The sequence below is a fragment of the Pontibacter beigongshangensis genome (assembly GCF_014332515.1).
Lineage (GTDB): Bacteria > Bacteroidota > Bacteroidia > Cytophagales > Hymenobacteraceae > Pontibacter > Pontibacter beigongshangensis.
On record NZ_VFSD01000026.1, the window covers coordinates 1 to 19,705 of the forward strand.

At 51.0% G+C, this 19,705-nt stretch carries 16 protein-coding genes and 1 riboswitch; of the genes, 11 read left to right on the forward strand and 5 right to left on the reverse strand.

Annotation, left to right across the window (positions count from 1 at the left end; all coding sequences use genetic code 11):
• Positions 1-20: 20 nt before the first annotated feature.
• On the reverse strand, positions 21-2,465 hold the full coding sequence (locus FJM74_RS18615; protein ID WP_187264153.1) for a TonB-dependent receptor: 2,445 nt from the start codon (positions 2,463-2,465) through the stop codon (positions 21-23).
• Positions 2,466-2,524: 59 nt separating this feature from the next.
• Positions 2,525-2,622: riboswitch (TPP riboswitch) on the reverse strand.
• A 228-nt stretch (positions 2,623-2,850) separates the two neighbouring features.
• On the opposite strand from FJM74_RS18615, the gene FJM74_RS18620 reads away from it, so the two are divergent.
• Positions 2,851-3,099, forward strand: coding sequence for a hypothetical protein (locus tag FJM74_RS18620; RefSeq protein ID WP_187264247.1), 249 nt, complete (start codon positions 2,851-2,853; stop codon positions 3,097-3,099).
• Between the two features lie 119 nt (positions 3,100-3,218).
• Here FJM74_RS18620 and FJM74_RS18625 read toward each other — a convergent pair whose 3' ends face one another.
• The 3 genes from FJM74_RS18625 to pnuC form a co-directional block, all read right to left on the reverse strand.
• Positions 3,219-4,094 (reverse strand): aldose 1-epimerase family protein, encoded by an 876-nt coding sequence (locus tag FJM74_RS18625; RefSeq protein WP_187264154.1) that lies wholly within the window; start codon positions 4,092-4,094, stop codon positions 3,219-3,221.
• Between the two features lie 13 nt (positions 4,095-4,107).
• The gene (locus FJM74_RS18630) at positions 4,108-4,629 is read right to left on the reverse strand and encodes an AAA family ATPase (RefSeq protein ID WP_187264155.1); all 522 of its coding nucleotides are present in this window, start codon (positions 4,627-4,629) and stop codon (positions 4,108-4,110) included.
• Between the two features lie 843 nt (positions 4,630-5,472).
• Positions 5,473-6,165, reverse strand: a complete 693-nt coding sequence (gene pnuC, locus FJM74_RS18635; RefSeq protein WP_187264156.1) for a nicotinamide riboside transporter PnuC — start codon at positions 6,163-6,165, stop codon at positions 5,473-5,475.
• Between the two features lie 103 nt (positions 6,166-6,268).
• On the opposite strand from pnuC, the gene FJM74_RS18640 reads away from it, so the two are divergent.
• From FJM74_RS18640 to FJM74_RS18680, 9 genes are all read left to right on the forward strand, one after another.
• The gene (locus FJM74_RS18640; RefSeq protein WP_187264157.1) at positions 6,269-6,586 is read left to right on the forward strand and encodes a rhodanese-like domain-containing protein; all 318 of its coding nucleotides are present in this window, start codon (positions 6,269-6,271) and stop codon (positions 6,584-6,586) included.
• A 233-nt stretch (positions 6,587-6,819) separates the two neighbouring features.
• Positions 6,820-8,289, forward strand: a complete 1,470-nt coding sequence (gene guaB / locus FJM74_RS18645) for an IMP dehydrogenase (protein WP_187264158.1) — start codon at positions 6,820-6,822, stop codon at positions 8,287-8,289.
• Positions 8,290-8,852: 563 nt separating this feature from the next.
• Complete coding sequence (locus FJM74_RS18650) at positions 8,853-10,919, forward strand: GAF domain-containing SpoIIE family protein phosphatase (protein WP_241739248.1); 2,067 nt, start codon at positions 8,853-8,855, stop codon at positions 10,917-10,919.
• A 20-nt stretch (positions 10,920-10,939) separates the two neighbouring features.
• Positions 10,940-11,278: an STAS domain-containing protein gene (locus FJM74_RS18655; protein ID WP_187264160.1), complete on the forward strand. Its 339-nt coding sequence runs from the start codon at positions 10,940-10,942 to the stop codon at positions 11,276-11,278.
• Positions 11,271-11,681, forward strand: coding sequence for an ATP-binding protein (locus FJM74_RS18660; protein ID WP_187264161.1), 411 nt, complete (start codon positions 11,271-11,273; stop codon positions 11,679-11,681). The genes FJM74_RS18655 and FJM74_RS18660 overlap by 8 nt, the downstream gene beginning before the upstream one ends.
• Positions 11,682-11,842: 161 nt before the next feature.
• Positions 11,843-14,149 carry a peptidylprolyl isomerase gene (locus FJM74_RS18665; protein ID WP_187264162.1) on the forward strand — a complete coding sequence of 769 codons (2,307 nt, stop codon included), beginning with the start codon at positions 11,843-11,845 and terminating at the stop codon, positions 14,147-14,149.
• A gap of 73 nt (positions 14,150-14,222) precedes the next feature.
• On the forward strand, positions 14,223-15,602 hold the full coding sequence (locus tag FJM74_RS18670; protein WP_187264163.1) for a peptidylprolyl isomerase: 1,380 nt from the start codon (positions 14,223-14,225) through the stop codon (positions 15,600-15,602).
• Positions 15,603-15,677: 75 nt separating this feature from the next.
• A complete protein-coding gene (locus FJM74_RS18675) occupies positions 15,678-16,643 on the forward strand; it encodes an AAA family ATPase (protein WP_187264164.1) in 966 nt (321 codons plus the stop codon).
• A gap of 265 nt (positions 16,644-16,908) precedes the next feature.
• Positions 16,909-17,346, forward strand: coding sequence for a hypothetical protein (locus FJM74_RS18680; protein ID WP_187264165.1), 438 nt, complete (start codon positions 16,909-16,911; stop codon positions 17,344-17,346).
• A 54-nt stretch (positions 17,347-17,400) separates the two neighbouring features.
• On the opposite strand, the gene FJM74_RS18685 is transcribed toward FJM74_RS18680, so the two are convergent.
• A complete protein-coding gene (locus tag FJM74_RS18685) occupies positions 17,401-18,273 on the reverse strand; it encodes an SDR family NAD(P)-dependent oxidoreductase (protein WP_187264166.1) in 873 nt (290 codons plus the stop codon).
• A gap of 179 nt (positions 18,274-18,452) precedes the next feature.
• Between FJM74_RS18685 and FJM74_RS18690 the strand changes: the two genes are divergently transcribed.
• Positions 18,453-19,079, forward strand: a complete 627-nt coding sequence (locus tag FJM74_RS18690; protein ID WP_187264167.1) for a GNAT family N-acetyltransferase — start codon at positions 18,453-18,455, stop codon at positions 19,077-19,079.
• Positions 19,080-19,705 lie beyond the last annotated feature (626 nt).

The window sequence follows — 19,705 nt, forward strand, 5'->3', positions numbered from 1 at the left end:
GTTACAGTAGCTTATCCACATTAAAACTTAACGCCAAGCGAGAGCAGGAAATTTCGGGTGGCTTGCGGGTAGTAATGGTTGTAGTCGTAACGGCCGGGGTCTCCGGCGTACATTTCGCTCCAGGTGTAGCCGTTGGCTTCGTACTTTTTGTTGAGCAGGTTATTTACCAGCAGCGCCACCTCTACTTCGCGCATAAAGGCCGGGCGTAGCGTGTAGCGCAGGCGCAGGTCCAGCACCTGGTAGGCGGCTATGCTGCGATCGTCGCTGGAGGTATTGTCGAGGTACTGCTTGCCTACCGTCTTGTAGAGCAGGGCCGCCTTCAGGCCACGCACCGGCTGCACCTCTATGGAATGGGCAGAAATAACGGCCGGTGAGAAGGAAATATCCGTCTCCTCGTACTCATTTTCCACCATGCCTTCTACATTATAATCTTCGTCGTAAATATAAACTGTTTCGATGTAGTTTTGGATCTTGTTGCGGCTCAGGGTCAGGTTGCTGCGGAACTCAACAAAATCGTTCACACTAAAGGCACCAGCCAGCTCTATACCTGCTCTGTAGCTGTCTTTGATGTTTGTTCTGAGGCCGTTGCCCACATCATTGAGCTGCCCCGTCAGCACCAGTTGGTTCTGGTAATCCATGTAAAACAGGTTGGCATCGAGGGAGTAGCGGTAAGCCGGCGCATTGGCATCTGTGCCACCTGTGGCACCACGCAGGCGGTAGCCAGTCTCCAGGTTCACCATACGCTCCGCCTGTGGCCTGGTTCCCCGCTCCCTGTCTACCTCCGACTGGTCTGTGAAATCGCTGCGCACTGGTTCTCGGTTACCTACTGCAAGCGAGGTATAGAACGTCTGGTTGTCGGTGAGCGCATAGGTTACACCCGCCTTCGGGTTGAAGAAAGCAAAATTTGCCTCCTGGGTCACGTCGCGCCTGTCGTCGTCGAGGCCATCTATGCTGTAGCCGATGGTGCGGTACTGCAGGTCGCCGAACAGCCCGAACCGCTGGCTCAGCTGGTAAGTGGTTTTGGCGAAGATGTTAAAGTCTGTCTTGGTTGCGTTGTTGTCGTAATACCGGTGCCGGATGCTGCTCGTGGAGGCAAATTTTGCCCAAATTACTTCGCCAAAGTGGTCGCCATGGTATTTGTTCAGGCCTCCGCCAACGGTTGTTACCAGCCTGCTGTCGGTAGAGTAGTAGTTGAGGGCATAGGTAGCCCCATAGAAATAGTTATCGAGCCATTTGCGCTGAATCAGGTCTGAGCGGGTAATGGTGGTATCGCCAATCACGACTGGCGCAATGTTGTAGCTCGAGAAGCGTCGGTTGGCGCGGTATTGCTCGTAGTAGCCTCTGCCTCTGGTGAAGTGCAAGGCCCCGCCAAAATCGAAGTTGCCGCCCAGCGTTTTGGAGTAGTGCAGCTGGTAGTGGTCCTGCTGGTAGTTGTCGGTCTCGTTTTCGTAGGTAAGGGAGTTGTAGGTGCGGTTGGTGGCCAGCATCTCCTGCGGCACGCCGTTCCAGGCCTGGTAAGTCTGCTCCACACCCGAGAAGGTCACAAATTTCAGGGTGCTGGTTTTGCCATGGTAACCGGCTGCCAGGTAATAAGATTTCAGGTCGGAGAAGGCCCGGTCTACGTAACCATCCGAAGAGATCTTGGAGAGACGGGCATCTACGGTGAACTTGTTGTTGAGGAGGCCGGAGCCAAACGAAAGGCTATGACGCCATGTGTTATAGGAGCCGTAAGTGTTGAGTGCCTCGGCATACGCTTTTCTTCTTAGCCCCAGCGTACTCATGTTAATACTGGCCCCAAAAGCTGCCGCTCCGTTGGTAGATGTTCCCACCCCCCGCTGCACCTGCACATCCTGCACAGAGCTTCCCAGATCGGGCATATTCACAAAGAAGGCCCCATGGCTCTCGGCATCGTTAATCGGGATGCCATTCACGGTAACGTTGATGCGGGTAATGTCGGAACCCCGAATGCGGATGCCGGTGTAGCCCACGCCAGCGCCGGCATCTGAGTTAACGACTACCGACGGGGTCTGGTCGAGCAGGTAAGGCAGGTCCTGCCCGAAATTGCGCTCGGCAATCTCCTCTTTGCTTACGTTGGTGTAGGTGGTGCCTGTTTTTTCGGTAGCCCTGGTGGCGGTCACCACTACTTCGGAGGTTCGCACGCTCTTCGGGTTTAATTGTACGTCCAGCCGGTGGTTTGCCGTTAGCCTTACCTGCCGTTCCAGCGGTTCAAACCCCAGAAAGCTGATCACAACCGTGTAGGTGGCCCCTGACGGAAGGTTGGCGAACTCGTAATAGCCATTTTGGTCGGTGGCGGCGGCGGTGTTTGCGGCGCCTTTAAGCAGGATGGTGGCTCCGGGCAAGGCTTCGCCCTGCACAGCGTTGGCTACGTGCCCGCTCAGCTTAAACTGGGCAAGCAACTGCGATGGCAATAGAACTACTGCCAAGGCAACAAGAAGGTACTTCATTTTAAGAATGGTAGAAATAGGTAAAACATCAGGTTGGCCAGGGGTTAGCCACCTACTCTTTAGTTTTCCTCCGTTTTCCCTTCGCCGGCATTACCCGGATCAGGTTCAATGGGTATGATCTCAGCCCGTAAACTATAAGGCACCCCTAAACTGCCACAAAGGTACGTCCTTATTTCGGGTAAAGCAAAGCCCCCCCTTCCTATAATAAGTGGAAGTATAACTATAGCAAGGGGACAACAGCTATATTTTTTAAGTAAAGATAAAAACCACTTAGCCCTAAAGTACGTTCTTAATCAATAAACAGGCACACAAACCGGAGCGCTCTAATCAGGTGGTGCAGAAGCGGTTTGTTTGCGATTTTTTTATTTTCTTAAGTTGAAACGTGATGATGATCAGTCTGCTTTATACCTTTGCCTTGTTGTCGATACTGGCATATTATGCGTTCTCGCCACATAAGAAATTTGACACGCCACCATCTCCGGACAATGATGATGATGGAGGTGAGCCAATTGGCGATGACCTTCCCGACTTGGACCTCCCACCAGGCATATCATTACCTATAAATGATTTTGAACCTGAATATGACCTTCGAAGAATCAAGGTTCCTAAGTTTCCGGAGCCTTCTTTGCAATGACTACAAACTTAAAAACCCGGCTGATGACCTCAACCGGGTTTTTTATTGAACCTTTGTTTCAAATTATTCTAATCAAAACAGCCCTCCAGAGGGTTTAAGCGCTGGAAAGCCCTGGCCTGTTACAGCACCTCTATGCCGAAGGTTCTTTCGAATACCAGTTTGGGGCCCAGGTACTGCATGCCTTCTTTTTCGTCCAGCTTGCCGGTGTCGCCTTCGGTGCTCGTAATGCCGCACCAGGGCTCTATGCACACAAAAGGCGCCGCATTGGCTTTTGCCCAGATGAGCAGGTACGGAAACCCCTCGAAGGTAAGCTCGATACGGAGCGGGTTTTTATGGCTGGCCAGCTGCACCTTACTTGATTTTGGACTTTTAAAGATTACGGCATCCTCCTGAAACAGGTCGTGGTGCAGGGGCAGCACGCGCTCCTGCTCCAGCACCCGCCTGGTGTCGCCGGTGAGCAGGCCGCGCTCGTTCTGGAGGTAGCGGCTCAGGGTCTCTTCCTGCTCAAACTCGATGAAGTAATCGGTGTACTGCTCCTGCGGGTACAGGGGCACGTTAAAGCCGGTATGGCCGCCCACGGAAAAATATAACCCCTCGCTGTCGTCGTTGCGGACCAGGTAGGTAGTGTCGAGTTTGCTGCCGCTGAGTTTGTAGGCCACCAGCAGGGTGAACTTAAACGGGTATTGCGCCAGCGTTTCTTCGTCCTGCTTCAATTGGAACACCAGTTTGTCTTCGTGCTCCTCCACCAGCTCAAACTCCTTGTGCCGGGCAAATCCGTGGCGCTTTAGCTGGTAGGTCTGGCCGTTTACCTCGTACTGGTCGCCAGGCACTGAGCCCACAATCGGGAAAAGGTTGGGAGCACGGCCGGGCCAGATGGCGGGGTCGCCCTGCCAGATCAGCTCCAGCTGCTCGTCGAGCTTTATGAAATGGCTGAGTTCAGCGCCTTTGCTCTCGACGCCGATTCTGTAATGGTCATTTTGAAGATAGTGTAGCATAAGGCACCAAGTGTTAGTTATGTTCTTTTAGTATAGCATCTATGTGTGGCAGGGCCATCCGGAAACGGTCTTCCTGCAGGCCCGAAATTTCTACAAAAGGCGCCTGCAGGCGCTGCAGCTCCTTTTTGTACAGGTCGTAGAAGTACTGCCGCAGGTGCGGGTGCTCGCGCTGCGGATCCGGCTCCCAGGGCAGATCAACGCCCATAAGCAAGTAAAGGTTGTAGGGCTGCTGCTCCAGTTTCTCCAGAATCCAGGCGGGGCAGTGGCCAAAGGCGTTTTCGCTCCAGATTTTCAGCACCAACAGGTCGGTATCGGCAAAGAGCAGGGTGTTGGCTTTTTGCGCCAGCTCCGCCTCCTGCCGCAGCTGCCCCCTGGCAATGGCTTCTATATCGGCCAGGGTATAAGGCCTGCTCAGGTTGCTGAGGTAGCTGCGGGCATACTCCGGCACCCAGACCGTTTGGTAATGCTGCGCCAGCTTTTCGGAGATGGTAGACTTGCCGGTAGACTCAGGGCCGGTAACTGAAATTTTGAGCATGCCGTGGCAAAAGTAATGGGAAAAAGTGAAAGGAATACCAGGTAAAGATAGGCAAAGTTCTGCCACCACGATGCTCCATACGGGGTTAAACATCAGGAAGAGAAGAAGAAGCAGCGGGGTATCCTGAAAGTTCCTCTACATAAATGAGGCAACAAACTGTAAAACTGCTGTTTATGATTCTTCGGATTGGGATTTTCTTCTCGTGTATTGGCCTGATAGCCTTCTAAAAAAAGAGCTGTAAGTCCGTCTCAGACTTACAGCTCCTGCATCAATTTGTAAGTAAAAATCAATTTTCGGAAAAACTGTATCCATAGAAATTATAAACATTCAACTCTTTTGGCCTTTTGTCGCCATACTGCCTAAAATACACTCGCTTTGGGCTTTCGTCGGGCGATTCATAGCCCCATTTCAGCCGATTCACATACTTCAACTCTTCGGGTAATACTAACTTCCGCTGCTTCATTTTTTGCATGTTTAGGGGTTCCACAAGTTGTAACGCGAGTTCTCAAACAATTATTCTCTGTTGAGCCTATACCACATGTACGTAAGCTGCCCCTCTATGGATTGCCTTTCCTGAATATAATAAATTCTGGTTTCCGGAAAGTGCCTCCTGCCTCCTGCTATCGCTGCACACCTCTCAGAAACTTGTTTTCAGGCGGCTGAGGTGGCTTATGCAGGAACTGGACAGGCTTTACAAACAATATAACTACTTAAAGATAAGAAACATACCCGCAGTTGGGCCGCTTTTGCCAGGTTCAGCAGTTCGGCTTACCCAGGGGCAGCTATTCGCGATGTAGGCCCACACCAGAGATCTGCCAGAAAGGTAGCCCCAGGCACGTTTGTTCAGGTCCGGGCAATGGCTGCCGCCGGCTCTAGGGCCTTCCTTTTCCAGGCGGCCAGTCCGGCAAAAGCCATGAGCAGCAGCACGATAAAGAACACCGACGTAAACACCAGGCCCTTCACGAAATAAAGCGGCACCGAGGCCACGTTGGTGCCTATCCACCAGTACCAACTCTCTACCTTCTTCCGGGCCATGAGCCACATGCCGGTATAGGCCGTGGCACTGGCAAGGGCATCGGCCCACGGAATAACGCCCGGATAAAAGGCATCGCGCAGGTATACCAGGCAGAAATAGATGAGCCCGTAGAGCAAGCCGAAAAAGCCCAGTTGCTGCAGCAGCTGCTTTTTAGAGGAGAAGGTGATATGCAGCACAGGCGCATCGGCCTGGTCTTTTCTGGCCCACAGCGCCCAGCCGTAAAGGCTCAGGATGGAGTAGTAGATATTGACGCTGGCCTCCCCAATAAGATCGAACTTAAAGCTCAGGTACACATAAATACTGGTGCTCACCAGCCCTACCGGAAACACCAGGATATTCTCCTTTTTAGAATACCACACACTGGCAATACCTGCCACCACGGCTATATACTCCAGCAGGGTGGTTTGGCGCATGCCCGCTACGAACTGCTGCCAGACCTGCGCAAAACTTGCAGGCTCAGGGGCAGCGGCCGTCAAAAGAGAAAAGATTGAAAAATCCATCAAATAAATTAAGGACCCGTGAAATTACGATAATCAGCTGCTAAGTTTGCGAATCCAATTTTAAGTCCCAAAATTACGTTATTCTAACGCAAGCATCACGATCATGAAAGAGATTACTGTACAGGATTTGAAGACACGAATGGCAAACCAGGGGGAGCTGCAGCTGGTGGATGTACGCGAGCCTGTAGAGTTCGGGATATGCAACCTGGGCGGCGACCTGATACCGCTGGGGGAGCTGCCCAAGCAGATTGGCCGCATCCGCCAGGACGTGCCGGTGGTGATGATCTGCCACCATGGCTTCCGGAGTGCCCAGGCCATTAATTACCTCAGCCAGCGCTACGGCTACGAAAACCTCCTCAACCTGAAAGGCGGCATCCACGCCTGGGCCACCGAAATAGACCCGGAGATGAATATCTATTAAGTTAAAAAGCTGAAAGGCCCAGAACTGGTAAGAGGAACAAAAAGCAATTATTCCAATGAAAAAGGCCCTCCAGAGCGTTCTGCTGCTGCTCGCCTTCCTATTGAGCACCATCCGGAGGCAAACAAATTTCTACTTTTTCAATATTTCACCTGTCTATCTTACGAAAACTCTTTCTATTTTAAAAAGCATTTTGTAGTTTTACGCGGCAAATAAGGACCCCTAAATTATTTGCCATGATCTCTGATCAGTCTAAAATTCTATTCGAAGCGCTCACCTACGATGACGTGCTTCTGCTCCCGGCTTACTCCGAGGTGCTCCCCAAAGATACTGACACTTCTACACGCCTGACGCGCAATATCAGGATAAACATTCCGCTTCTTTCGGCCGCTATGGACACGGTAACGGAAGCTGACCTGGCTATTGCCATGGCGCAGGAAGGCGGCATCGGTTTTATACACAAGAACATGTCTATCAAGAAGCAGGCGGCCCAAGTGCGCAAAGTAAAGCGTTCTGAGAGCGGCATGATTCTGGACCCGATCACGCTGGAGCAAACCGCCACCCTTGGCGATGCCGTGCGCATCATGATCGAGAACAAGATTGGCGGCATCCCGATTATCGACAGCGAAGGAAAGCTGACAGGCATTATCACTAACCGCGACCTGCGCTTCGAAAAAGACCTGACTCAGCCTGTATCGGCCATCATGACCAGAAAAAACCTGGTGACAGCCGAAAAAGGAACCGATCTGGCCAAAGCCGAAGTTATTCTGCAGCAATACAAAATCGAAAAGCTGCCGGTAGTGGATGAGCACGGCAAGCTTGCAGGCCTGATCACCTATAAGGATATCCTGAAAAAGAAGGATCGCCCCTTCGCCTGCAAAGACGAGTTCGGCCGCCTGCGTGTGGGCGCTGCCGTGGGTGTAACACCAGATGTGATGGACCGCATAAAGGCACTGACCGATGCCGGTGTAGACGTGATCAGCATAGACACGGCCCACGGCCACTCTAAAGGCGTGATCGACAAAGTGCGCGAAATTAAAACCAGATTCCCTGACCTGGACCTGATAGCCGGAAACGTAGCCACAGCCGAAGGAGCCAAAGCCCTGGCCGATGCCGGAGCCGACGCCGTGAAAGTTGGGGTAGGACCGGGCAGTATCTGCACCACCCGCGTAATTGCCGGTATTGGCGTTCCGCAGCTGTCGGCGGTAATGGAAGCTGCACGAGGCCTTGCCGGAACAGATGTGCCCGTAATTGCAGACGGTGGCATTAAATTCTCGGGCGATGTGGTAAAGGCCCTGGCAGGAGGAGCCAGCTCGATTATGATCGGCTCACTGCTGGCTGGCACCGAAGAAGCTCCCGGCGAGATGATTATCTATGAAGGACGCAAGTTTAAGGCTTACCGTGGCATGGGCTCTGTAGAGGCCATGGAAGAAGGCTCTAAAGACCGCTATTTCCAGAGCAATGAGGTAGACGTGAAAAAGCTGGTGCCGGAAGGCATAGTGGGCCAGGTTCCTTTTAAGGGAAATGTGGCCGAGGTGCTTTACCAACTGGTAGGCGGCTTAAAAGCAGGCATGGGCTACTGCGGCACGCCAACCATAGAGGCCTTGCAAGAGGCTAAAATGGTGAGGATCTCCGGAGCAGGCCTTCGCGAAAGCCATCCGCACGACGTGCAGATTATGCGTGAGGCTCCTAACTACAGCCGCTAGGCACAGGTAGCAGAAGCCTGCAACAGAGCAGGCAGCCTGTCGGCGCTATAGTATGCATAGCCAACTGACTTCTTTTGGCTGGTTTTCTGTTTTGCAGCCACTATTCAGGTAAGCAGTCACAAATTCTGTCATTCTGTTTACTGCCCGTAACCATCCCGGAAAAGTTGCTCCGTCGGCTTTCCCAGGATGGTAACGGGCAGTGCCAGGAGGCGGAAAAAAAAGCCGTGGAAGACACATTCGTAAAACTGTCGTAAGAATTTCAGCAACTCAGGGATCCTGAACAGAAGAAAATGCTGCCAGAAAGGCCATAAAAGCAGATTCTTCATTCCAGATTTCTACCTGTCCATCTGCCCACTACCCTTAATATAGGGGCTGCTTATAATATAAATTTTGCCCTATATCTAACCTCCTGCCAAAAAAATACGTTATGCAGGGTGTCAATTTAAAAACTCATCGGGGGCATCTTGGCAAAAGAGAGAAAATTTTTCTTACCTTTCCCATATTCAAACACTCCTAATATCCAAACTCTGTCGCAGCTAAAACAAAACACGGTTTTCCGTTTTATGCTAAATAAAACAAACACGGAACTTTTGCTGATCACTACAGCTGTTATCAGTTGGGCGCTGCTATTAGCTAACCTGCTGCTCACTGCCGAAAGCCTCCAGCAACGGGAATACACCGAGCCCTTATTGCCCTTTATCCATAACATCCTGCTGATAATCTTTATCATCTCTGTATTTTTTTATCAGCGCATCAACGTACTCAAACTCAAAAAAGGCGACTTTACCGGCTATCTCTGGAATTTCTTCCTGAGAGCTGCCATTGGCGCCTACATTGCCCTGGCCATTTACATAGGCTTCGTGCTCTCCACAGATTTCATCAACCTTAAATCCAATCTGTTGCTGCACATGGTCTACCACACTTTTTTTGGCCTGCTTGTAGTTTTTCTGGGCAAAGGGCTCTATATCTGGCGGCAGCTCCTGCTCTACCACAAAAACCGGTTTCTCCAGGTCGCCTGGGACTGGTTCGAGCTGCTCTTGTACGGCACGCTGCTGCTTACTCTCCTCAATTTCGACTACACCAGCTACATATTTCTGCCCCTGCTGGCGTTGCTCGTCTTTTACATTTTGTTTCTTTGCACCAACCTAAAGTGGGTAGCCTACCTCAATTTTAACAAAAAGAGCCGGTCGCTGGTGCTGCTCGGCGCCATTTTGCTTAGCTGGTATATTTTTAAGTGGTTCTTTTATAAATTTCAGAGCCACCCGGAGCTGGCCGCCGACTATACCGACGTTGGCTTTCTGTTGTTGGTGATGCTGTTCGTGGGCCTGTATGGACTGGCAGCCTTTCTGGTGTCGCTCTTCAGCCTGCCAACCTCCAGCGTGTTTGAGCAGAAAAGCGAAGACCTGCTCAACTTTCAGCGGCTGAGCCAGTCGATCCAGCAGGGCCAGAGTGAACAGCAGGTGTACGACACCGTTTTCGACAGCACCGTAAAGGCATCGGCGGCCAGTGCCGGCTGGCTGGAGCTCGACAAAGGCAGAGAGAAGGAAATATCGCACATGCTCAACATTACCGAGGAGCAGATCGAACGCATTCGCCACCTGCTGCTGGCCTATAACTACGATACCGACCACATCAACAACAACCTGGAGCGCAACCCGGGGTTCAAAGACCTGGAGCTGCCCTGGCAATCTATTGTGGTCCTGCCCATTAAGTCGCTGAAACACCACTTTGGCGTGTTGTACCTGCTCAAGGATATAGAGAACGGCTTCGACAAAGAAACCGTGAATGTGCTCCAGACTTTTACGAACCAGACCACGCTTACTATCGAGAACCTGCGCCTGGTGGCCGAATCGTTGCAAAATGAGCGCTATAAGGAGGAACTTAAAATAGCCAGTACCGTACAGGAAAATCTGATACCAAAGACGTTCCCGAGCGACAGCTGGTTTGAGATCAGCACACACGCGGTGGCGGCAAAAGAGGTAGGAGGCGACTTTTATGACTTCCTGCAACTGAGCGAATCGCGGATAGCGATTATTATTGGCGACGTATCCGGCAAAGGTATTACAGCTGCCTTTCACATGGCCCAGATGAAGGGGATTTTCCATGGCCTGATGCAACAGGACATGGCTCCAAGCGAGTTTATGCGGCAGGCCAACAGCGCCCTGAGCCGCTGCCTGGAGCGGACATCCTTTATTACGTCATCGCTTTATATAATAGACTACCGCATGAAGGGCTTTGTGTTTGCACGCGCCGGCCACTGCCACACGCTCTATTACAACGCCATGATGGAGGATACCTTTTATTTCCAGACAGACGGCCTGGGCCTGGGTATTATTCGCGACCAGAGCTACAAAAACCACATCCGGGAGATGTTCTATGATTATAACCCGGGCGATGTGATGGTGATTTACACCGACGGCATTATAGAGGCGAGGGGCGCAGAGAACAACAATGAGGAATACGGCGAAGACCGGCTCCGGTACATGCTCGAGCAATGCTACCACCTGGAGGCCGAAGACATAAAATATGCCATCATAAACGATTTACAGACCTTTACGGGTCCCAATACCATATATGACGACCAGACCTTACTCGTTATCAAATTTAAGGCAGACCAACAAACAGTTTAACTGAGACGTAACAGAATGCGATGAAAATTACAAACGAAATCAAAGACGCCACAATTATCATCACCTTAGATGGTGAATTAGATGCCAGTTCTTCCGTAATCCTTGATGAAGAACTCTCTAACCCTGAAGTAATGAAATTCAGCAAGATCCTGGTTAATTGCGAAAACCTGCATTACATTTCGTCTGCCGGCCTGGGGGTGTTTATCTCGCACCTGCAACGCTTCGAAGACGCTCAGATTAAACTCATTTTCTTTAATATGCAGGACAAGGTGCGCAATGTTTTCGAGATACTTGGTCTGGACCTGCTCATGACCATCGTATCTAATTACGAGGAAGCCATGACTATTGCAGATGAGTAATTCGATTCGCGTAAACTGCACAAAAAAAAACCTGAAGCTTATCCGCGATTTTGTCATGGAGCATCTGCTTACGCTTGAGCTAACAGATATCCAGATGAACCAGATCGTGCTGGCTGTTGATGAAATATGCGCCAACCTGATCATCCATGCCAACAGCGAAGACCCGACCAAGTACATCTCTCTGGCGATTTCGGAGCATAGAGACATGGTTCGGTTTGAGATTACAGACAGGGGCCTGGCCTTTAAGCGTGCAGAATACAAAGAACCTGATCTTCAGGAGCACGTGCGGGTGGGCAAAAAAGGAGGCGTAGGCCTTGCCCTGGTGAACCGCATTATGGACAAAGTAGAGTTCAAGAGCCTGGGCGATAAAAACACCTGCCTACTCTATAAAAAAATTAAATAGTGCTGCCAGCCACACTTTTACAAACCTTTCGGCGTTATCCGGAACAAAATCGGGTGCAAGAAGATTATGCTGACGGATTATAGCCCATCTGTCAGAAAAATTAACTAAAATTGCATTTCCTGAATCCGGAATTAACTTTAAAGTTTGTATTAAATCTTTCTATGCGCAGCAATTCCCTACTTGTTGCGGTAGTAGCCCTGCTTATGGCCGGCTGTACCGCAACCAAGAAGAACGACACACAAGAACCTGTTATAGCAACGCTTGGCACCCAGCCCATCTATGCGTCGGAGTTCAAGTACGTTTACGACAAAAACAACAACGGCAACGACGATGCCTACAGCAAAGAAAGCCTGAGCGAGTATCTGGAGCTCTATACCAATTTTAAGCTGAAGGTAATGGAGGCCGAGAGCCGCGGGCTCGACACTACCACCGCCTTTAAAAGGGAGTTGGAGGGTTATAAGGAACAACTTGCCCAGCCCTACCTGACGGAAAAAAGCGTAACGGACAAGCTCGTGCAGGAAGCCTACGAGCGCCTGAAGAAAGAAGTAAACGCCTCCCATATCCTGCTTACTGTTTCGCCGGAAGCCGACCCGCAGGACACGCTGGCTGTCTATAACAAGATCATGGAGCTCCATAAAAGAGCCACAGCCGGCGAAGACTTTAACAAACTGGCCCGCGATCACTCACAAGACCCTTCTGCGGTAGAAAACGGTGGCAACCTGGGCTACTTCACGGCCATGCAGATGGTTTACCCCTTCGAAGACGCTGCCTATAAAACTACCCCCGGCCAGATCTCACAGCCGGTGCGCACACGCTTCGGCTACCACATCATAAAAGTAAACGATGTACGGCCGGCACAAGGCGAGGTAAAAGTTGCCCACATTATGGTGCGCTCCACACCGGGCATGCCCAAAGCCGACTCACTGGCCGCCAAACAGCGCATCGACGCTATTTACAAGCGTGTGCAGCGTAACGAGAACTGGGATAAACTGGTGGCGGAATTCTCTGAAGATGCCAACTCGGCTGCAAACGGCGGCGAATTGCCCTGGTTCGGAACCGGCCGCATGATCCCTACCTTCGAGGAAGTTGCCTTTAGGCTTAAAAAGGAAGGCGAGGTTGCCGCGCCGGTAGCCACACCTTACGGCTGGCACATCATTAAACTCATCGAAAAGCGTGGGCTACCGCCTTACGAGGATATGGAGCAGAACCTGCGCAACCGCGTGGCCAAAGATTCCCGCTCTGAACTAAACAAAACGGCTTTCCTGAAGCGCATCAGAACTGAGAACAACTTTACAGAAGATGCCGCCGCAAAGGAACTGGCCCTGAGCAAAGCAAGCGATAACCTGCTGAAAGCGACCTGGGAGTTTGACGCGGCCGACAAAGCTGTAAATACCACTTTATTCACCATCCAGGGCAAGCCATACACCATCAGCGACTTTTATACCTACGTAAAAGCGGAGCAGCGCCCCCGCTCTAAAGGATCAGCGGCCCACCACATGAACCTGCTGTATGATGCTTTTGTAAATAAAAGCTTATTAGACTACGAGAAAGCGAACCTGGAAAACAAGCACACCGACTACCGCATGCTGGTGCAGGAGTACCACGATGGCATTCTGCTGTTCCAACTGATGGACGAAAAAGTCTGGTCGAAGGCAGTGGAAGACACGGTCGGCCTGAAAGCGTATTTTGAGCAAAACAGAGACAAATACCAGTGGGGCCAGCGTGCCGAGGCTACGGTAATAAGCGCTGCCAGCAAAGAAGTACTGGCCCAGGTGCAGCAGCAACTTGCAAACCGCAAGTATGAAGTGAGCGCCAAACCAGCCGATGTAGCATTTGCAGCCAGCAAAGCTGAGCTGACCGCAGAAGCCAAAACAGCGCTCGATGAGCTGGCAAACCGCCTGCAAAACAACCCGCGCCTGAGCCTGGTGGTGAATGGCCACACCGATGCACGCGAAGATGCCGCCAGCAAAAGGCTGGCCCAGCAACGCGCGCAGGCCGTGAGCGCTTACCTGACACAAAAAGGAGTGTCTGCCGCCCAACTCAGCACCCAGGCCCTCGGAAAAACCAAACAGGCCGGCCCAGACAATTCCGAAACCGGTCGACGCCGCAACAGGAGGGTTTCTTTTACCTTGTACTCGCCGGACCTGAATGTGCTGGCGGAAAACCTGAACAATGACAACCCGCTTAGTGTCCAGATCACGGAGAAGAAGTTTCAGAAAGGCGAAAATAAAGCGCTGGACCTGGTAAAATGGGAAAAAGGCTCCTATACCACCCAGCTGAACGGACGTGAATACCTCATTATCATCCATAACATTTTGGCTCCCCAGCCCAAAGAGTTAAACGAAGTACGCGGCGTGGTAACATCCGATTACCAGAATTACCTGGAGCAGGAATGGATTGAGCAGCTGCGGGAGAAATATCCGGTTACTTTGAACGAGTCAGAAATTAGCAAGCTCATTACAGAATAAGCCTGCTTCAGTTTCTTAAAACTTAGAATAAAGAAGTTAATTTTGCGTTAATTTCAGAAGCGCATACCATAAAATGACTTATATCCAGAAAATAAAGAATTTAGCAGCCGGATTTGTCTTTGTACTGATCTGTTGCCTGCTGGCACCTGCCACCACCTTTGCCCAGACTCCTGTGCAGCGGAAGATAGATGGCATTGTTGCCAAGGTAGACAACCACATTATTCTGCGGTCGGAGCTGGAGTTTACGTACCTGCAGTACCTGGCACAGTCTAAACAACAGGACGCTCCAGGGCTGAAATGCCAGCTGCTGGAGTCGATGGTGCAGGACAAGCTGTTGCTGGCCCGCGCTGAGATCGACTCTGTAGTGGTGGAAGAATCGCAGGTGAATGGCGAGCTGAATGAGCGGGTAAACTATATTGTGCAGCAGGCCGGTGGCGTGGAGCGGGTAGAGCAGTATTACAACAAAACCCTGAAACAGCTGAAAGACGACCTTCGCCGCAGCATAAAAGAGCAGCTGGTGGTGGCTAAAATGCAGCGCCAGATCTACGAAAAAGTAACGGTTACCCCGAAAGAGATCCGCAATTATTTTGATGCCATTCCTACCGACAGCCTTCCTTACTTCTCGAGTGAGGTAGAGATCGGGCAGATTGTGAAATATGCGCAGGTAAGCAAGCAGCAGAAAGCCATTGCCCGACAGAAGCTCGAAGACATAAAGGCCCGCATACTCGCCGGCGAGGACTTTGCCACGCTGGCCAAACAGTACTCCGACGATGTGGGCTCTGCCCAGGATGGCGGGGAGCTCGGCTTTTTCAAAAGAAAAGAACTGGTGCCGGAGTATGAGGCAACAGCCCTGAAACTGGAGCCGGGCCAGATCTCCAACGTAGTAGAGTCGCAGTTTGGGTTCCACCTGATTCAGCTGATCGAGAAGCGCGGCCAGGAATTCAACTCCCGTCATATCCTGATCAAACCAGCTACGGCCACCATAAACGTAGAAGAAGCTATAGCCGAGATGGATAGCATCCGCACCTTGATCGTGAACGACAGCATGACATTTGCCAAGGCAGCCAAAGAATTCTCTGACGACAAAAACACGAAAGACAACGGTGGCATGCTGTCGAACCGCGCTACCGGCGATCCGTACTTCCCGATGGAACAGGTAGACCCGGCCATCTTTTTTGTGATCGATACTATGAACGTAGGAGAAATATCAAAGCCGATCGCTTTTACCACCCCTGATGGGGTGCAGGCCGTACGTATTATCTATCTGAAGTCGAAATCAGTTCCGCACCTGGCGAACCTGCGCGACGACTATCAGAAGATCTCTAATGCTGCCATACAGGAAAAAAGAGGAAAAGCTGTGGATGCCTGGTTCAAAAAGAATCTGGACACCGTATACATCCAGATTGATCCGGAGTTCCAGAATTGCCAGATTCTTCAGGCTGTAAACCAGTAAGTACAGGATAGGCTCGGCCTTGCTCCGCTTTCGGATCACCCTAAAAAATTTGTCTTTTTACTTAGCTAACGTCTTATGAAGCAATTCTCTTCTGACAAGGAAGCAGCCGATGCGCTATACCGCTCATACCGGGAACTTACATCAGAGATTTCAAAAGTTATAGTAGGACAGGAAGAGGTGGTCAGGCTGGTGCTTACGGCGGTTTTTTGTCAGGGGCATTGCTTGCTGGTGGGTGTTCCAGGGCTTGCCAAAACCCTCCTTATCCAGACAATCGCCTCCTCTTTGGACATGACGTTTAACCGGGTGCAGTTTACCCCGGACCTGATGCCAACTGACATTGTAGGCGCTGAGACACTGGACAAAGACCGCAACTTTAAGTTCGTGACAGGCCCGGTGTTTGCCAACATCGTGCTGGCCGATGAGATAAACCGCACGCCTCCTAAAACGCAGGCAGCGCTGCTGGAGTCGATGCAGGAGTACTCGGTAACCGTAGCCGGCAAGCGCTATGACCTGCCGAGGCCATTTTTTGTGCTGGCCACCCAAAACCCGATTGAGCAGGAAGGAACTTACCCCCTGCCGGAAGCGCAGCTGGACCGCTTCATGTTTAATATCACGCTGGGCTACCCCAGCTACGAATCGGAGCTACAGATTGTAAAGAACACAACCGGTGCCCTTAAAACATCACTTAACAAGATCCTGCATGCCGACGACATTCTGGCGTTTCAGCAGCTGGTGCGCCGCGTGCCGGTAGTAGACAATGTAGTGGAGTATGCCGTGAAACTGGTGCATAAAACCCGCCCTAACACACCGCATGCCTCGCCACAGGCCAACCAGTACCTGGAGTGGGGAGCGGGCCCAAGGGCATCGCAGCACCTTATAGTGGGAGCCAAATGCAATGCCCTCCTCAACGGCAAATACTCCCCGGATATTGAAGACGTGCAGACCGTGGCACTCCCGATTCTGCGTCACCGGATTGTACGAAACTTTAAAGCCGAGGCAGAGGGTGTTACGGTGGAGCAGCTGATTCAGGATTTGCTGTAGGTTGGTTGTTGATTGTTGATTGCGAGGGAGAAACAGAAAAGCATTCTGTTCAGATCTTATGATTCTCACATCACCCATTAACTACTAACAATCAGCAACAAACAACTAACAACCAAATTATTCTAATTAAAAAGCCCCTCCGGAACTGCTATAGCTGCTGCTGCTCACGGCAATTCTCTGCTTAAAGAATATGCGGTGTTGGCTACTCCATTAATCTGTGTATTTTTGTACAACAAATACTGATCAGGAAAAAAACTTACTTCTTATGGAAGCGGCTGCCTTACTTTTTAGCTTTAAAGATAACATCAACAAGATCATCGGGGCCTTCAACAGCAAACTCGAAACGCGCACCATGCCTTATAACGTGTCCATTCCGCTGGAAGTGGATTTGCTGGCTGGCGTTCTGCGGCTGCATGGCCTAAACTTTACCTCTGCCACCAGGGGCGCCAAGCGGCTGGAGGATTTCCAGCAGTGGTTTCTGGAGAACGAAGATAAGGCCATGGAAATAATGCACCATGTGCTCGAAGATAAGAAAGCCTACATAAAAACCGACCAGGGCACGGTGCTGCAGAAGGAAATGCTGATCAGGCGGCTGGAGTTTTTTAACGAAACGGCCCACACCCTGCTGGTAATGATGCAGCAGCAGCAACTAAAAAGCCCAAAACACCACATTTACCCCTACCTGACGGCCTCGCCGAACTAATAACTGCCAAGGCCAGCGACACAACATCGCTGGCCTTGGCAGTTTAAGGAGGGATTACTGGTTTTCCTTTCTGACAGACGTGTGCCCCTCCATAGTGTGCTTCAAATCCAGCTCGCCTTCGGGCTCCTGCTTCATCGAGGAATCTGCCTTCTCTCCTATCGGCCCTTTGCCCAGGGTAATGCCACCATCCACCATATACACCGCTCCTGTTACATAAGAGGCTTCGTCGGAGGCCAGAAAGAGGTACACATTGGCCACCTCTTCCGGCGTGCCTAAGCGGCCTATTGGTGTGGCGATCTTATTTGTCTTTTCCATCTCCTTATCCATCGGGCCGGTGCTGGCGTGGGTCCAGGCAGTATCTATGGGGCCGGGCCCTACACAGTTGCAGCGTACCCCAAACTGCGCCTGCTCTACTGCCAGCCCGCGCATAAAGGCATGGTTAAAGGCTTTGGTGCCACCGTAAGGCGCGTTTTGCGGGATGCCCACCATACCAGCCTCAGAGCCTGCCGTCACGATGCTGCCCTTTGTCTTCTGCAACTCCGGCAGTGCCGCCTTACACATTATAAACACGGTTTTGTTGTTGTGCCGGATCATGTAGTCAAACGCCTCCTCGGTATAATCGGTGAGCAGGTTTACCTCCGGAAAAACACCTGCGTTGTTGATCAGGATGTCGAGTTTGCCAAATTCCTTCACGGTAAGCTCCACGCACTTACGGGCGTTGGCCTCCGTCGACAAATCGCTGGTAAAGGCAACGGCCGTGCCACCAGCCTTTGTGATTTCTTTTGCCACATCCTCCACAGAGTCTTCGGGGAAGCCTGCCACCACTACTTTAGCTCCCTGGCTGGCAAACTTTTTACATATGGCCTCGCCTATGCCACTGCCACCACCGGTTACAATAGCTACCTTGTCTTCAAGTCTTTTTGTCATTTGTTTTTATAACTTAGTTTGTTCGTGCATCTCCTCCAAAAGGAGTGTATAAGTTTTACGATGAGGCACTTGCTTTGTTAGTTCACCTCAATTAGAGGCAATATTCCTATCGTTTTTAGCTGGTTAGCGTACAAATTACAATACCCGTCTGTACATAATTTTACAAGGAGGACTACATCGTGAGCTATTTACACAACGTGCTGTCAGAAGCTGTTGACGAGCGCCTCGAAACCAGGCAACTGATCCTGCGCCCTTACGAGGAAGGCGATGAGCGGGATTTTATGCGTGTGCTGATCGAGAACTCGTCTAACCTGACTCCTGCTTTTGGCAACCGCCTGGCACGGGTGAAGGTGCTGGAAGATGCCCGCACCCAAATGCAGCAATTGCGCACTGACTGGGAAAACCGGAAGGTGTTTGATTTTGGGGTATGGCTGAAACAGGACAATACTTACATAGGCGATGTGACCCTGAAAAACCTGGACTATAAAATACCCAAGGCAGAACTTGGGATGTATTTTACAGACTGGGCAAGCAACCGGGCCTTTGCTCTACAGGCCTTGGAGGCCATTACAGCCTTTGGCTTTAAAAACCTGGCACTGCAAAAAGTCTATTTGCGCTGCACCGACACAAACGCTTTTTTAGGGGAACTGGCGGAGGAAGTTGGCTTCAGGCCGGAGGGCACCCTTCGGAACGACTGCCGCGGTGCCGGCACAAACGAACTGCTGGACCTGCACTACTTCGGCATGACCCTCTCCGACTATGAGCAGCAAAAGCTTGCTGCAGACAAGGCGGCGGCCACAGCCTGAATTACGCGAGTGCATACCCTGTAAAAGCTTGACTATGGGTAGACAAACAATACCGTACCGCTATACTTCTGCCGCGAGCTTTCAGCGCGTGGTTCATCATAATGCGAGTTTTCAACTCGCGAATGAAGGCATAGAGGCAGAATGTTTCCCTTCTGATCCATGGAAGTAAGTACCTTCTCTGAGTTAAAGGAAACCTCACCCTGCCGACAATCTAATTTTGAATTCCTCCTTAGGTGAAGAAGTGGTTCACGCGAGTTGAAAACTCGCGGCATTTAGTACCACGAGCTGAAAGCTCGCGGCAGGAATATTATTTTTTTGTCGATACTAATAAACACATGTAAACTTCTTCATGTGTTATCAAGCCAAATTATTCCAATGAAAAGGGCCCTCAAGAGGTTAAACTAGCAGGGAAAAGCAGGTCGCTGGTGGGCGCCTTCTGCTCGTATCAAATGTTTCTTAAGACTACAGCTAAAAAGAATTGATCTATAAAAAGCTGCTTTGGTCTCTCCTGGAAAGGCTTGATAGGAAAGTACGAACTGCAAGCGCGCACCAGCGCAAAATTAAGGAAATAGAAGCCTATTTTTTCCTACAACATGAGCTCCCGGGCGTCTGCTGCTGCTACATAG